18 protein-coding genes are annotated in these 14710 nt (G+C 65.7%); 9 read left to right on the forward strand and 9 right to left on the reverse strand.

Annotated elements, in window-relative coordinates; genetic code table 11:
• The first annotated feature begins 24 nt into the window (after positions 1-24).
• Positions 25-840, forward strand: coding sequence for a transglutaminase-like domain-containing protein (locus ACSQ3P_RS21195; protein WP_436167457.1), 816 nt, complete (start codon positions 25-27; stop codon positions 838-840).
• 15 nt (positions 841-855) lie between these two features.
• On the opposite strand, the gene ACSQ3P_RS21200 is transcribed toward ACSQ3P_RS21195, so the two are convergent.
• From ACSQ3P_RS21200 to ACSQ3P_RS21215, 4 genes are all read right to left on the reverse strand, one after another.
• Complete coding sequence (locus ACSQ3P_RS21200) at positions 856-1050, reverse strand: hypothetical protein (protein ID WP_436167458.1); 195 nt, start codon at positions 1048-1050, stop codon at positions 856-858.
• A complete protein-coding gene (locus ACSQ3P_RS21205; protein ID WP_280141730.1) occupies positions 1047-1178 on the reverse strand; it encodes a hypothetical protein in 132 nt (43 codons plus the stop codon). The genes ACSQ3P_RS21200 and ACSQ3P_RS21205 overlap by 4 nt, the downstream gene beginning before the upstream one ends.
• 521 nt (positions 1179-1699) lie before the next feature.
• Complete coding sequence (locus ACSQ3P_RS21210; RefSeq protein WP_436167459.1) at positions 1700-1933, reverse strand: hypothetical protein; 234 nt, start codon at positions 1931-1933, stop codon at positions 1700-1702.
• Positions 1934-1943: 10 nt separating this feature from the next.
• Positions 1944-2129, reverse strand: a complete 186-nt coding sequence (locus ACSQ3P_RS21215; RefSeq protein WP_148663597.1) for a hypothetical protein — start codon at positions 2127-2129, stop codon at positions 1944-1946.
• A gap of 189 nt (positions 2130-2318) precedes the next feature.
• Here ACSQ3P_RS21215 and ACSQ3P_RS21220 point away from each other — a divergent pair, with 189 nt between their 5' ends.
• From ACSQ3P_RS21220 to ACSQ3P_RS21245, 6 genes are all read left to right on the forward strand, one after another.
• Positions 2319-3497, forward strand: coding sequence for a lytic murein transglycosylase (locus ACSQ3P_RS21220; RefSeq protein ID WP_436167460.1), 1179 nt, complete (start codon positions 2319-2321; stop codon positions 3495-3497).
• Between the two features lie 100 nt (positions 3498-3597).
• A complete protein-coding gene (locus ACSQ3P_RS21225; protein ID WP_436167461.1) occupies positions 3598-3984 on the forward strand; it encodes a RidA family protein in 387 nt (128 codons plus the stop codon).
• 121 nt (positions 3985-4105) lie between these two features.
• Positions 4106-5695, forward strand: coding sequence for an ABC transporter substrate-binding protein (locus ACSQ3P_RS21230; RefSeq protein ID WP_436167462.1), 1590 nt, complete (start codon positions 4106-4108; stop codon positions 5693-5695).
• Between the two features lie 222 nt (positions 5696-5917).
• Positions 5918-7027, forward strand: coding sequence for a 3-isopropylmalate dehydrogenase (leuB, locus tag ACSQ3P_RS21235; protein WP_436167463.1), 1110 nt, complete (start codon positions 5918-5920; stop codon positions 7025-7027).
• 199 nt (positions 7028-7226) lie between these two features.
• Positions 7227-8183 (forward strand): protein-methionine-sulfoxide reductase catalytic subunit MsrP, encoded by a 957-nt coding sequence (gene msrP, locus ACSQ3P_RS21240; protein ID WP_436167464.1) that lies wholly within the window; start codon positions 7227-7229, stop codon positions 8181-8183.
• Positions 8184-8335: 152 nt separating this feature from the next.
• Entirely contained in the window at positions 8336-8899 is a 564-nt protein-coding gene (locus ACSQ3P_RS21245) for a methylated-DNA--[protein]-cysteine S-methyltransferase (protein ID WP_436167465.1), read from the forward strand.
• A gap of 477 nt (positions 8900-9376) precedes the next feature.
• Here the strand turns inward: ACSQ3P_RS21245 and ACSQ3P_RS21250 are convergent, their stop codons facing one another.
• From ACSQ3P_RS21250 to ACSQ3P_RS21260, 3 genes are all read right to left on the reverse strand, one after another.
• Positions 9377-10267, reverse strand: a complete 891-nt coding sequence (locus ACSQ3P_RS21250; RefSeq protein WP_092167121.1) for a LysR family transcriptional regulator — start codon at positions 10265-10267, stop codon at positions 9377-9379.
• A 142-nt stretch (positions 10268-10409) separates the two neighbouring features.
• The gene (trxB, locus tag ACSQ3P_RS21255) at positions 10410-11375 is read right to left on the reverse strand and encodes a thioredoxin-disulfide reductase (RefSeq protein ID WP_436167466.1); all 966 of its coding nucleotides are present in this window, start codon (positions 11373-11375) and stop codon (positions 10410-10412) included.
• An 87-nt stretch (positions 11376-11462) separates the two neighbouring features.
• On the reverse strand, positions 11463-12452 hold the full coding sequence (locus ACSQ3P_RS21260; protein WP_436167467.1) for a mitochondrial fission ELM1 family protein: 990 nt from the start codon (positions 12450-12452) through the stop codon (positions 11463-11465).
• Between the two features lie 90 nt (positions 12453-12542).
• Between ACSQ3P_RS21260 and ACSQ3P_RS21265 the strand changes: the two genes are divergently transcribed.
• Both ACSQ3P_RS21265 and ACSQ3P_RS21270 read left to right on the forward strand, forming a co-directional pair.
• Positions 12543-13007 carry an Lrp/AsnC family transcriptional regulator gene (locus ACSQ3P_RS21265; protein ID WP_436167468.1) on the forward strand — a complete coding sequence of 155 codons (465 nt, stop codon included), beginning with the start codon at positions 12543-12545 and terminating at the stop codon, positions 13005-13007.
• A 7-nt stretch (positions 13008-13014) separates the two neighbouring features.
• Positions 13015-13476, forward strand: coding sequence for an N-acetyltransferase family protein (locus tag ACSQ3P_RS21270; protein WP_436167469.1), 462 nt, complete (start codon positions 13015-13017; stop codon positions 13474-13476).
• Here ACSQ3P_RS21270 and ACSQ3P_RS21275 read toward each other — a convergent pair.
• Positions 13461-13940 (reverse strand): hypothetical protein, encoded by a 480-nt coding sequence (locus ACSQ3P_RS21275; RefSeq protein ID WP_436167470.1) that lies wholly within the window; start codon positions 13938-13940, stop codon positions 13461-13463. The two genes, ACSQ3P_RS21270 and ACSQ3P_RS21275, sit on opposite strands and share 16 nt — an antisense overlap.
• 159 nt (positions 13941-14099) lie before the next feature.
• Positions 14100-14615 (reverse strand): hypothetical protein, encoded by a 516-nt coding sequence (locus ACSQ3P_RS21280; protein ID WP_436167471.1) that lies wholly within the window; start codon positions 14613-14615, stop codon positions 14100-14102.
• Between the last annotated feature and the right edge of the window lie 95 nt (positions 14616-14710).

A 14710-nucleotide genomic window follows, 5' to 3' on the forward strand; every position in this document is an offset into this window, starting at 1 on the left:
GCAATGTCGCGCGAAAGGCATCGCGTGAAACTCAGGATCGGCTACGAGCTCGACTACGACTTTCCGCAACCGACTCCGGTCATCCTGATGCTGCATGTGCATTTCAGCCGGGTCTCGGATCTCGCTGCACCCGACCATATGCGGATCAGCCCCTCCGTCCCCGTCAGCGCCTATCGCGACGTGTTCGGCAATTGGTGCAGCCGGCTGCTCGCGCCGCAGGGCCATATGCGGATCACGGCCGATGCCGTGATCTCGGATACGGGCTTGCCTGAATCCTTCAATCGCAATGCGGGGCAGATTCCAGTCGAGCAATTGCCGGAGGAGTGCATCACCTTCCTGATCGCGAGCCGGTTTTGCGACTCCGATCGCCTGCTCGATCTCGCCTGGCAGCTCTTTGGCCACACCCAGCCTGGAGCGCCGCGCGTTCAGGCGATCTGTGATTTCGTCAACCAGCGCATCGCCTTCAACTACATGGACGCCAGCGTGACCCGCACCGCGTCCGACGCCTATCGCGAGGGACGCGGCGTCTGCCGTGACTATGCCCATCTCGCCATCGCCTTCTGCCGGGCGATGAACATCCCGGCGCGCTATTGCACCTGCTATCTCGGCGATATCGGCACGCCGAAGCCCTGGCCGCCGGGCGATTTCGCGGCGTCCTTCGAGGCTTATCTCGAGGGCGGCTGGCAGACGTTCGATCCGCGCAACAATGTCGCACGCATCGGCCGGGTGCTGATCGCGCGCGGCCGCGACGCCGCCGACGTCGCCATCGCCACCACCTTCGGCCCCAATGTGCTGACGAGCTTCAAGGTCTGGACCGAGGAGGTGGCGGAGGCGGCGTAAGACCTGCTGCTGCCGCTACTTGTCGAAGAGCGGCGCCGCTTCCGGCTTCTTCGCCCGTAGCGGCGTCTTGCGGGTCATGCCCTTGGGCTTGGCAACCGGCTCTTCGTCGTCAATCGCCGGCTCCGGCGCTATGATCGCTGGCGCCGGTGCGACAGGTTTGTCCGCAGGCTTTTCGGCCTTCTCGGGCTCGATCGTCTTGAAGCGGATCATTTCTTCTTTGGTCCGCCTGCCGCTTTGGCGACGACGGCCGCGAAAGTCGATGGCGCTGCGGCCGCGACCTTCGGCTTGTCCTGTTTGGGCTTCTTGGCTTCGCGATTGCCGCGCTGTTCTTTGGACATCGTCAGGCTCCTGGGCTTGAGGTTGTTAGGGACTATGGGGTTCGCGGGCTGCGAACCTTGGGATGCGCGCGCCAAGGAGCAACCGGGTCGAGACGACTCGGCCGGCGCGCCGGGCGGCGAAGAGGGGGCGCTATATTCTGGGATCGCCACATCATGGCTGGCCGGCTTTCGCCTGCCGCGGCCGGGGCCTGGCGGAACGCCAAGCCTCGTCATGTCGAAGCAGGTGATGAGTCTAGGACAGCGGCGCGGACAGCGCACGCTGTTTCTTCAGGTCGCTAGTCTTCACGCAGCCTCATCGCAGCGCAGCCTGCGCCGCAGCACTGACTTCACCGCGCCCGCGGTCCAGCGGGCGCGGCCATGGCAGGGAAAGCCGCGCCGGTTGAGCCGACGCGCGATATCGGCCGGGTCGGTGATACCGACCGCGACGAGTTGCTCGATGATCTCGCCGGCTGCGCGGAGCAGGATGGCGGCGAGATCGCGGTCCAGGCGGCGCGCCTGCCTGGCCGCCTGTTCGGCGTCGGTCAGCGGACACCCATGCCGAAGCTGGGCTCGACCGCGTTGGGCGAGAGCATCACGGCGTTGGCATGGCCGCCCTCGAACAAGGCGAAGCGGACCGCGTCCTTCTTGTCGCGGAAAATCCCTTCCGAACGGCCTTCGAGATCGCGTGCGACCCAGAAGCCGGCTGTCGAGCGACCGACCAGAAAGAGATGGCTGGTGGTGTCGAGTTCGGGGTGGAACGGCTTGGCTTGGCCCATCGCGATGCCCTCAGTTCGCCACTGTGAGCCAGGCGCGCAGGCCGATGAAGCCGGCGGCTGCGAGCGCGATCAGGCCCAGCAGGCAGAGCTCCGCAGCGAACAGGCGGACCATCGGCCGCTTGCTGGGCAGCGTGCCGTAGACGGCTTTTGCGCGGCGCTGCTGACTGGGGTTGGGGTAGTGCGAATGCGTGGTCATCTCGATCTCCATCGATGCCGGAGATGTAGGTCCGATGCCGGTAAGCTTGCGATGTGGAAGACGCCGCCGCGCATAAAGCGGGCATAAAGACGGAACGACCGGCCTCCGCCAGGGTTAACCCCCGTTAACCGGCCGGCCCTAGATTCGCGCCAAGCTTGTGATTCGGTGGACCCAGTTTTCGGTGAGATGATGCGCGCATTGACCTTGGCCCTGCCTCTGATCCTCGTCGCCTCGGCAGCGCAGGCGGATTTCCAGTCCTGCCTTGCGGGCCTGCGTTCGGAGGCGGGTGGAAAGGGCGTCTCAGGCGCCACCTTCGACCGCGCCATGGCGGGCGTTCAGCCCGACATGAAGGTGATCGAGGCGATGAACAACCAGCCGGAGTTCAAGACGCCGATCTGGGACTATCTCGGCACGCTGGTCGATGACGAGAAGGTCGCGGAAGGTCGCGGCATGCTGCGCCAGCATGCCGCGACGCTCGCCGCCGCCGAAAGCCGCTTCGGCGTCGACCGCCACACCATCGTCGCGGTCTGGGGTGTCGAGAGCGATTTCGGCAAGGCGCGGGGCAAGATGCCGCTCGTCCAGGCGCTCTCGACCGGGGCCTGTCTAGCGCCGCGCCGCAACGCCTTCTTCAAGGGCGAGCTGATCGCGACGCTGCAGATCATCCAGCGCGGCGACGTTTCGGCGGATCGGCTGTTCGGCTCCTGGGCCGGCGCCTTTGGCCATACCCAGTTCATCCCCTCGACCTATCTGCGCCTGGCTGTCGATGGCGACGGCGACGGCCGGCGCGATCTGGTCGATTCGATTCCCGACGCGCTGCATTCGACCGCGAACTTCATGGCCAAGGCGGGCTGGGTCACCGGCGCGCCCTGGGGCTATGAGGTCAAGGTGCCATCAGGCTATTCCGGCTCGACCGGGCGCAACCCCAAGCAACCGGTCTCGTCCTGGGCGGCGCGCGGCATCGTCAAATTCGACGGCTCGGCGCTGACCGGCTCCGGCAATGCCGGGCTTTTGATGCCGGCGGGGCGCGAGGGACCGGCCTTCCTCGTCTTCAAGAACTATGACGCGGCCTACAGCTACAACGGCGCGGACTCCTATGCTCTGGCCATCTCCCTCCTATCCGACCGTATTCGTGGCCGGCCTGGCGTGCAGGGTCAGTGGCCGACCGACGATCTGCCGCTCTCGCGCGAACAGCGCCGCGAGCTCCAGCGCCTGCTGATCGCGCGCGGCTATGATGTCGGCGAGCCGGACGGCGCGGTTGGCGCGCTGACGCGGGCGGCGATCAAGCAGATTGAGGCCAAGATCGGCATGGCGCAGACCGGTCGGCCGGGCGAGAAGGTACTGCGCGCGCTGAAGAGCGGGCGGGTGTGAGGGGTTGACGCTGGCGCTTTCCGTCGCGCGCAGAAATCGGGTGGCATGACGCGCCGCTCGGTTTCAGACAGCGCGGATGACCTCATCGGAGCCTATCGCCATGACCCGCCGCCTCATCTCCACCGGTTCACCTTTCGAGACCGCCTTCGGCTATTCCCGCGCCGTGATCGACGGCGACCTCGTCTTCGTCTCCGGCACGACCGGCTATGACTATGCCAGCATGACGTTGCCGGAGGATGCAGCCGAGCAGGCACGCAATATTTTCCGCACGATCCAGGCCGTGTTGGCCGAGGCCGGCTCCTCGCTCGCCCAAGCGGTACGGGCGCAGTATTTCGTCACTGACCGCGCCTATTGCGAGCCGGTGCTGAGCGTCTGTGGCGAGGTCTTCGGGCAGATCCGCCCGGCTGCTGGCATCTATGTCGTCGCCGGCCTGCTCAAACCCGAGATGAAGGTCGAGATCGAGGTCACCGCGCGGCTCGTGCCGTGATCTCGCCTGCCGCTGCGGCAGAGACCGCGCGGCGATGGTCGATGAATGATTGACGTCTGGTATATCTCTTGCTTGAGTTGGGCCTGCCATAGAGCTGACCCGGACAGCAGGAGGAGATGCTATGCTGATCGACCGCCGCAATGCTTTGAAGGGAGCGGCTGCGCTGGCTGCTTCCGGTTTCATGCCGAACCGGGCTTTTTCGCAAAGTCGGGCCAATATCCTGCGCTTTATCCCGTCGACGCCCCTGCCGTCGCTCGATCCGATCACGGCGACGAGCTATGTCATCCGCAATCATGGCTATCTGATATATGATACCCTGTTCGCGACGGACGCCCAGTTCGGTATCAAGCCGCAGATGGTCGAAGCTTGGGAGACCGCGCCGGACGGGTTGAAATGGACCTTCCGGCTGCGCGACGGGCTGTTCTTCCATGACGACGAGCCGGTGCGCGCGCAGGACTGCATCGCCTCGATCGCGCGCTGGTCGAAGCGCGACGCCTTCGGCCAGACCTTCGCGACTTTCGTTGAAGGTTACGACGCGCTCGACCAGCGCAGCTTCGCGATCCGGCTGAAGAAGCCGTTCCCGATGCTGCCGGCGGCGCTCGGCAAGCTGTCGTCGAACGTACCGTTCATCATGCCCGAGCGGGTCGCGACAACCGACCACATGAAGAACATCACCGAGGCAGTCGGCTCCGGTCCCTGGCGCTTCATGGACAAGCAATGGGTGCCCGGCCAGAACGCGATCTATGAGCGCTTCGGCAAGTACAAGCCGCGCGAGGAGGCGCCGTCCTGGGCGGCGGGCGGCAAGGTCGCTAGGATCGACCGCATCGAGTGGGTGGCGCTGACGGAAGCCTCTGCGGCGGTCGGCGCGCTGATGCAGGGCGAAGTCGACTGGTACGAGCAGCCGCCGGTGGATCTCTTGCCCGTGCTCAAGGGCAACAAGGACATCGCGATCGAGAACGTGCCGCTCGGCCTGTTCCTGCTGATGCGCTTCAACCAGATGCAGCCACCCTTCAATAATCCCGGCATCCGTCGCGCCGTGATGATGGCGGTCAACCAGACCGACTACATGGAAGCCGTCGTCGGCAATCCCGACTACTACAAGGAGGCCAAGACCTTCCTCACGCCGGGCTCGCCGATGTCGACCGGGGCGGGTGGCGCGGAAGCGATGCAGGCCAATCTCGAGAAGGCCAAGGCCATGCTCAAGGAGGCCGGTTACAAGGGCGAGAAGGTCGTGCTGCTCGCGCCGGCCGACCAGCCGATCGCCTACCAGCAATGCCTGGTGACCGAGGATCTGTTCAAGAAGCTCGGCATCAATGCGGAGCTCGTCGCCACCGATTGGGCAAGCTTCATCGGCCGGCGCGCCAATCGCGGCGCGCCCGAGCAGGGCGGCTGGTCGGCCTTCCATACGCTCTGGTCCTGTGCGGACACGCTGAACCCGGCCTTGCATCCGCTGATGCGCGCCAATGGCGGTGCCGCCTGGTTCGGCTGGCCGGACGACCCGACGATGGAAGGCCTGCGCGATCAGTGGATCGCCGAGCCGGATGCCGGAAAGCAGAAGGAGATCGCGGCTTCGCTGGAGCGGCGCGCCTTCGAGTTTGTGCCCTATGTTCCCGCCGGGCTGGTGCAGCAGCCGATGGCGTTCCGCAAGAGCCTGACCGGCATGGTGCTCTCGCCGGCGCAGTTCTTCTGGAACATGGAGAAGAAGGCCTGAGGAGGCTTCTCGTCGTCCTTGCGAGCGCAGCGAAGCAATCCAGGAGGTCCCGCTCCGGTCCCCTGGATTGCTTATCGCTGCGCTCCTCGCCATGACGGGTCTGCGTGCGCTGCGAGGCTGCCCGCAACGTGATGCGCTTGCCTCCGCACGCTTCCGCTCGTAATCACGCCGCGCTGGGCCTTCAGGCCGGAGCGAGACGAAGAACCACGCGCGAGGCGACCCATGGCGACCCATAAGCTCCTGCTCCTGCCCGGCGACGGCATCGGCCCCGAGGTGATGGCCCAGGTCGAGACCGTGGTCTCCTGGTTCGAGAAGCGGGGCCTTGCCGGCTTCGCGATCGAGAAGGGGCTCGTCGGCGGCTGTGCCTATGACGCGCATAAGCAGGCGATCTCCGAAGGCGACATGAAGCTCGCCCAGGACGCGGACGCCGTGCTGTTCGGCGCGGTCGGCGGGCCGAAATGGGCTGATGTGCCCTATCAACACCGCCCCGAGGCCGGCCTGCTGCGCCTGCGCAAGGATCTGGGACTCTTCGCCAATCTGCGTCCCGCCATCTGCTATCCGGCGCTGGCCTCGGCCTCCTCGCTCAAGCCCGAGGTCGTCGAAGGCCTCGACATCCTGATCGTGCGCGAGCTCACCGGCGGCGTCTATTTCGGCGAGCCCAAGGAGATCGTCACGCTGGAGGACGGCTCCAAGCGTGGTGTCGACACGCAGGTCTACACCACCCCCGAGATCGACCGGATCTGCCGCGTCGCCTTCGAGCTGGCGCGCACGCGCCGCAACAAGGTCTCCTCGGCCGAGAAGCACAATGTCATGAAGACCGGCGTGCTCTGGAAGCAGACGGTCACGGCGCTGCATGCCAAGGACTATGCCGATGTCGAGCTCGAGCATGTGCTCGCTGACAACTGCGCCATGCAGCTCGTGCGCTGGCCCAAGCAGTACGACGTCATCGTCACCGACAATCTCTTCGGCGATATCCTGTCGGACGTGGCGGCGATGCTGACTGGCTCGCTTGGCATGCTGCCCTCAGCCTCGCTCGGCGCAGAGGATCCCGTCACGGGCAAGCGCAAGGCGCTTTACGAGCCCGTCCACGGCTCGGCTCCGGACATCGCCGGCAAGGGCCTGGCCAATCCGATCGCGATGATCGGCTCCTTTGCCATGGCGCTGCGCTATTCCTTCGGGGCGATCGAGGCCGCTGACAGGCTCGAAGGTGCGATCGCCGACGTGCTCGGCTCCGGCACGCGTACCAAGGACATCGCCGCCCCGGGCACGAACGCCGTCTCGACCAGCGAGATGGGGGCTGCGATCGTCAAGGCGTTGGAGGCGAGGGGCTGAGGCTGTTGCGTGGGCAGTAGGGAGTAGGCAGTAGGCAGTAGGCAGTAGGCAGTAGGCAGTAGGCAGTAGGCAGTAGGCAGTAGGAACGTCCCGACTGCCCATTGCCGACTGCCCCTTCCACCTCTCCCCCTCGTGAGTTGCGTGTGACCCCGGAGCGTGCGCTAGACTGATCGCATCTGAAACGGAGCATGTCCGTCCGATGTTGATCAAACGCCGCGCTGGCTGGGAGATGCCCGAAAGCCAGGCCACGCCCGAGGCCGTCTTCATGAACCGCCGCGGCCTGCTCGGTGCGGGCGCGGGGCTGATCGCGAGCGCGGCTCTGCCGAAGCTCGCCGCCGCGCAAGTCGCCGACCCGACGCTCGATCTCTACCCAGCCAAGAAGAACGCTGCCTACACGCTCGACCGGCCGGTGACGGAGGAGGATCTGGCGGCGAACTACAATAATTTCTACGAGTTCGGCACGTCTAAGGATGTCGCCAGCGCCTCCAAGCGGCTGGCGACGCGGCCCTGGATGATCGCGATCGACGGCCTGGTCGAGAAGCCGATGGAGATCGGCATCGACGATCTGATCCGCAAAATGACGCTGGAGGAGCGGCTCTATCGCTTCCGCTGTGTCGAGACCTGGTCGATGGCGGTGCCCTGGACCGGCTTCACGGTGAAGTCGCTGGTCGAATTCGCCAAGCCGCTCGCATCAGCGAAATATGTGAAGTTCGAGACCTTCATGAACCCGAAGGTCGCGCCCGGCCAGTCGCAGCGCTGGTATCCCTGGCCCTATACCGAGGGGTTGACCATCGCTGAGGCGACCAGCGATCTGCCCTTGATGGTGACGGGTATCTACGGCAAGCCGACCCCGCCCCAGCATGGCGCGCCGCTGCGCCTGATCACGCCGTGGAAATACGGCTTCAAATCGGTGAAGTCGATCAGCAAGATCTCCTTCGTCGCTGAGCGTCCCAAGACCTTCTGGGAGGGGCTGCAGGCTTCCGAGTACGGCTTCTGGGCCAATGTGAACCCGGAAGTTCCGCACCCCCGCTGGAGCCAGGCGAGCGAGCAGGTGCTGGGCACGCGCGAGCGCCGCCCGACGCTGCTGTTCAACGGCTATGCCGAGCAGGTCGCAGGGCTCTACAAGGGGCTGGAGGGCGAACGGCTCTACGTCTGAGCGCGAATTCTACCGTTGCACCCGTTTGACGCGGCTTTCTGCGCTTCCGATGCTGTTGGACTTATGTTCACTCAGTTCCGGCTCTAGCCGCCTCATATCGACGAATTCGCGAGAGCCTTCTTCGGCCCGTGCCGTTGAGCTATAACGCAGGCATGCAGCATTTCGTTCTCTTCGACACGGCGATCGGCCCCTGCGCACTGGCGTGGCAGGGCGAGCGCATCATTGGTGCGCAATTGCCTGAGAGGGACGAAGAGACGGCGCGCCGGCGCCTGGCGCGGCGCTTTCCGGAGGCGAGCGAAGCGGCGCCTGTCGCCTTCATTACGAGCGCCATGGACGAGATCCGGGCGCTTCTCCAGGGCGAGCCGCGCGATCTTGCGCATCTGCCGATCGATCTCGACAGCGCACCGGCCTTCAACCGCAAGGTCTATGACGTTGCCCTGACGATCCCACCGGGCGAGACGCTGACCTATGGCGAGGTCGCTGCCCGTATCGGCGAGCCGGGCGCGGCGCGCGCTGTCGGTGTGGCGCTGGGTTCAAATCCGTGGCCGATCATCGTGCCCTGTCATCGCGTGCTGGCGGCAGGCGGCAAGACCGGCGGCTTCTCCGCCGATGGCGGCGTCGAGACCAAATTGCGCATGCTGACGATCGAGAAAGCGCGCACCAGCGCCGAGCCTAGCCTGTTCGGGGCCTTGCCATTGGAAGCGCGGCGGCGCTGAGGGAGCGACTTTCGGAGCGGCTCAGCCGTCATGCTCGCCCTTGTGGCGGCATCCACGTCTTGACCGCGGATCTCGGCCAGCGAAGACGCGGATGGTCGGGACAAGCCCCATGATGGAAATTGTCTCGGCGCGCTTTCGGCATGCCGGAAGCGCATGAAAAAAAGGCCGACCCCCGAGGGAGCCGGCCTTTGAAGTTTGAAACATCCAGCGCAAGCGCCAAACATCTCAGAGGGGAACGGCTGCAACGAACTCAACGCCGGGAGGAGGTAGCGGAGCCCGTTGCGAACAACCGTGTTTGCTATATCGGGCAGCAGCTGCCTTTTTGCAATGCAGCATAGATTGTATCAGCTATGCGCCTTGCGCATGATGAGTGGTAAATAGTTGTAAATTGTCACGAAATTGTTGGAAGCTTATGCGCCTGACGCAGAAAAGCCGCCTTGCGCGATGCGCAAGGCGGCTTTTGCCTGAAAACCGGGCTCAGTAGGTCCAGCGCTGCGCCTTCTGGATCAGGAAGTCGCGGAACACCTGCACGCGGGCGACCGACTTCATTTCTTCCGGATAGACCAGATAGCTCTCGAGCTGCGGCATTTCGGTCTCCCGCAGCAACTGCATCAGGGGTGAACCGGTCTCGATCAGATAATCCGGCAGCACGGCGATGCCGGCGCCCGAATCGACTGCGCGCTTCATCGCGGTGATGTTGTTCACGGTCAGATGGATCGGGCGCGGGTTGCGCTGGTCGCGGCCCAGAGTACCGAGCCAGTGCACGGCCGTGAGGTAGGATGGCGAGGTGCCGCCGAAGGAGAGGATGCGGTGGTTGTCCAGCTCCTCATAGCTCTTGGGCTCGCCGAAGCGCTTCACATAGGCCGGCGATCCGTAGACGTGGAAGTGCACGGTGAAGAGCTTGCGCTGGATCAGGTCGGGCTGTTGCGGCTGGCGCAGCCGGATCGCGATGTCGGCCTCGCGCATCGAGAGATCGAGTTCCTCGTCGGTGAGGATGAGCTCGACCTTGATGTCGGGGTAGAGATCCAGGAACTCGGCGAGGCGGGGCGTCAGCCAGTGCCCGCCGAGGCCGCGCGTCGCGGTGACCTTGAGCTCGCCCGAGGGGTGCTCGCGCGTCTCCGAAAGCTGGGCGCGGGTTCGCTCCAGGCGCTGCGTCATCTCGCGCGCAGCGCGCCAGAGCAATTCGCCCTGCTCGGTCAAGATCAGCCCGCGCGTATGCCGATGGAACAAGGGCGCACGCAATTCGCGCTCCAGCGCGCCAATCTGGCGGCTAACCGCAGATTGGCTCAGGCCCAGAACGTCTCCCGCCTTGGTAAAACTGCCGGATTCAGCGACGGTATAAAAAATCCTGATGCGGTCCCAATCCACCGCGGTCCCCCCGTTATGCGTTTCGTGCATGTTGGGGGGCAAAACCATTGCAGGTCAATGTCTGCGTGACATTGATGTTCTTTTTTCGCACTGAATCTGGTGACGAAATCCATCACAATTGGTGATATATCGGGATGAGGTCTTACTCGGCCGCCTGGCGCTGCTCCAATTCGCTGGCCTGCAACCAGCGTTCGGCATCGAGCGCAGCCATGCAACCGAGGCCCGCTGCCGTCACGGCCTGGCGGTAATGTTCGTCGGTGACGTCGCCGGCTGCGAAAACGCCCGGGACATTGGTCTGGGCGGTGCCGGGGACGACGTCGAGATAGCCCGAATCACGCATGGCGAGCTGGCCGACGAAGAGTTCGGTCGCCGGCTTGTGGCCGATCGCGATGAAGACACCGTCGGTCTTGAGTTCGCTCTCCGCGCCGGTCTTGAGGTTGCGCAGGCGCAGATGCGTGACGTTGGGCGGCTGCGTGCCGCCGCAGATCTCGGCGATCTCGCTATCCCAGACCACCGCGACCTTGGGGTGCTTGAACAGCCGGTCCTGCATCACCTTCTCGGCGCGCAGCGAATCGCGGCGATGGACCAGCGTGACCTTGCTGGCGAGGTTGGCGAGGTAGAGCGCCTCCTCGACTGCCGTATTGCCGCCGCCGACGACCACGACCTCCTTGTTGCGGAAGAAGAAGCCGTCGCAGGTGGCGCAGGCCGAGACGCCAAAACCCTGGAAGCTCTGCTCGGAGGGCAGGCCGAGCCATTTGGCCTGCGCGCCGGTGGCGACGATCAGCGCATCGCAGGAATAGGTCTCGCCGCCATCGCCCCAGAGCCGGAAGGGCCGCTGGGAAAGGTCGACCTTAGAGATGTGGTCGGAGACCATCTTCGTGCCCATGTGCTCGGCCTGGGCACGCATCTGCTCCATCAGCCAGGGGCCCTGGATCACATCGGCGAAGCCGGGATAGTTCTCGACATCGGTGGTGATCATCAGCTGGCCACCGGCCTGCATGCCGGAGATCAGCACTGGCTCGAGCATCGCGCGGGCGGCATAGATCGCGGCGGTGTAGCCGGCGGGGCCGGAGCCGACGATCATGACGCGGGCATGGGTATGGGCCATCGTCTCACATTCCTGTTCGCGCGGCCGATGCCACGACTTCATTCAGTCAGATACGGTCTCGATCGGCTGGTGCAAGGCCGCGCCGGCTCAGGCTTCGGCAAGCCCGAGTTCCGCCCGATGCCTGAGCCAGCCCTGGCGGACCGCCTCTGCAATCTCGGCCGTCGAGTCTAGCGGCTCATAGCGCGCTCCAGCAAGATGCCCCTCGAAGTGATGCACAGCGCCTTGCCGCTTCAGCGCCTCCAGGAACTTCGCCAGCTTGCCGTGACCGCCATGCGGTTCGAAGATCAGGATCGGCACGCCGGTTGCGGTCGCCTCGCCGATCATATTGGTCGAATCGGCCGTCGTGACGATCGCGTCGGCATTGGCGAGCAGCGCGACGTAAGGGTTCTCGCCCGTGCCGTCCCACCACCAGCCCTTGTGGCGGGCGAAGACCTCCGCGACTGCCGCATCGAGCGCCGCCGATGTGCGCCGTGAGCGCGAACCCATCAGCGCCACGCCTGATTGCGCGAGTAGGTCGAGCAGGCCGGCGAAGCGCGCGATATCCTCGGGCCGGAAGCGATGGTGCCGGCTGTCGCCGCCGACGATGACTGCCGCACGTGGCGAGGGCAGGGCTGCGATCGCGGCGGGCGGATGCGCGCGGGCCTGCGCCAGTTGCCCCGGCGCGAGCCGGTGCGGCGAGGTCGTGGTGACGAGCACGTTCCGTCCGCGCAGGCGGTCGTGCTCGGCGACCCAGATGAAGTCTGCTGCGCCGGTCCCTGTGCGCGGGTCCTTCAGGATGGCGGTGAAGCTGCGGCCGTTCGAGGCCTTCTTGACCGCGCGCAGATAGGCGACCGCACGCCGGCCCGAGGCAATGACGATGTCGGGGAAGGGGGGGCGGATCGGGCTGCCTTCCCGGTCCGGCCCTTCGCGGGGGTCAATCGGCCCGCGCGGCATCAACCAGACGAAAGGCGCGCGCGGCGCGACGCGCCTGATCTCGGGCACGATGCCGAGTCGCTCGGCCACGCCGAGGCATTGCACCTCGTCGCCGGCCTTGCCATCGGTCAGGACCCAGATCGTCGGGAGCGGGTGGGTGGGCAAGGCGGGCGTACTCCCAGGCTGGCACGGTCGATGCCTTGTATCGCGTCTGTGCTGCGTCTACACCAGCGCGACCTTTTTTCGGGGCCTTTCGTGCGTTCAAAACTCGACGACATCGACCTGCGCATCCTGCGCGAGCTCCAGGCCGATGGGCGCATGACCAATGTCGAGCTGGCGAGCCGCGTCGGCATCTCGCCGCCGCCTTGCCTGCGCCGCGTCCGCGCGCTGGAGGAGGCCGGGCTGATCATCGGCTACCGCGCCCTTCTCGACGAGCGCAAGCTCGGGCTGGATGTGGTCTGTTTCGCCTTCGTGCATCTCGCCAGCCAGGCGGAGCCCGATCTCGAAGCCTTCCAGGCTCGCATCCGGGCCTGGGATGCGGTGCGCGAATGCTGGAAGCTCTCGGGCGACATCGATTTCATGCTGAAATGCGTCGCGCCCGACCTCAAGGCCTTCCAGGATTTCGTCGGCGACCTGACGGCGCTGCCCAATGTCCGCAATGTCCGCACTGCGCTTGCCTTCGACCGGGTCAAGGACGAGCCGATCGTGCCTTTTGGCTGAGGCGGCGATGCAGGTCATCCTCCGCAAGGCCGTTCCGGACGATCTTCCGGCGCTCCTGGCGCTCTATGCCGAACTCAGCACCGATGACGAGCTGCCGCGGCCCGAGGACGCCGCGGAGACCTGGGCTGCGATTCTTGCCAATGAGATGGTCACCGTCCATGTCGCCGAAGTCGATGGGCGCGCCGTCTCGACCTGCGTCCAGGTGATCGTGCCCAATCTGACGCGCAACCAGAGCCCCTTCGCCCTGATCGAGAACGTGGTGACGCTGGTCGCGATGCGCGGGCATGGTCTGGGCAAGCGCGTCATCCAGGCGGCTTTCGCCCAGGCCTGGGCCGCGGGCTGCTACAAGGTCATGCTGATGACCGGGCGCTCAGACCCCGCCGTCCTGGCCTTCTACGAATCCTGCGGCTTCGTGCGCGGCAAGACTGCCTTCCAGATCAGGCGGCCTCCCGATCAGCCACCGACATAGCGCCTGATCCAGCCCGCATTGGTGCGCACCATGCTGTCAATGCGCGCCGTGTCGATGCCCGGCGTGTACCAGTTCCCGGCCATGCCGGCCGAGGAGGAGGACAGCACCGGATAGGTCGCGATGACGCGTCCGTCGGACCCGATCACCGTCGCTTCCGATTCCATGCCGTCATCGGCTCCCGCCCCGCCGAAGCCGGTCGCTCCGCCCGAATAGCTCGGCATGCTGATACCCAGGACCCTGACCACGAGCGAAGCGCCACGGCCTTGTAGGCTGGGCCCGAGCGCGCCTGCGAGCTCACGCTCCATCGCCAGCTTGATGCGCGCCGCATTGGGGCCGAGCCCTTGCGTGGTGAGACGCGAGACATCGACCTGGACGGCGCCGGCGGCACTGGCGAAGCGCCCGCTCGCCATCAGGACGGCTGGCGCGGCAAGGGCGGCGGAAAGAAGGGCGCGACGGTTCAGCATGATCTGCTCCTGTCATCCCGACATTTCCGTCGCGACGCGACAGCGATGCCGGCTGCGGAGAGCTTAGATCAGGCGCAGGCGCCTCGCCATGGCGGTAGCGCGGTCGTGATCGGGCTTGGTTGTGAGCGGGCTTGGGTCGTGATCAGGCCTGGAACGGCTTCAGCCGGAGACGTAGCGCTTGATCCAGGCGGCGTTGGTCTGGATCAGCCCGGTCAGGCGGCGCTGGTCGATATCGGGCAGATACCAGGGGCCGGCCGCACTCGCGGGCACGGTGGTGAGCACCGGATAGGTTGCGATGATTCGGTTTCCGCGCCCGACCAGCGTGGCCTCGCTGTCGAAGGAATCGGAGCTTTGGCTCGCGCCGCTGCCGACATGTCCCCCGCCACCGCCCCCGCCGGCATAGCTGTTCAGGAAGACGCCGCGTACGGCGACGTTCAGGGTCGGGCCGGCACCGCGTCGCAAGGTCGGTCCGAGCGCTGCCGTCAGCTCCTGCTCCAACCCGATCTTGATTGCGAGCGCGTTGGAGCCCCAGCCCTGCGCCGCCAGCCTGGAGACATCGACATGAATCGCGCCGATCGACGGAACCTGTGCCTGGGCCTCGGCGCGGCGCAGAGACGCCAGAACCAAGGCAGGCGCCGCCAAAGAGGCGACAAGGACGGTGCGGCGGGTGGTCATGAGCCTGTCTCCAGCTACTGGGCGGGAGGATAGCGCGCCGATCCGACGATTCCCATCCCCGGATGGTGTCTGCGTCACTTTTCGCAGAAACATTG

Origin of the sequence: Allobosea sp. LjRoot9, from assembly GCF_964252745.1 — a bacterium.
In the GTDB taxonomy this organism is placed as follows: Bacteria; Pseudomonadota; Alphaproteobacteria; order Rhizobiales; family Beijerinckiaceae; genus Allobosea.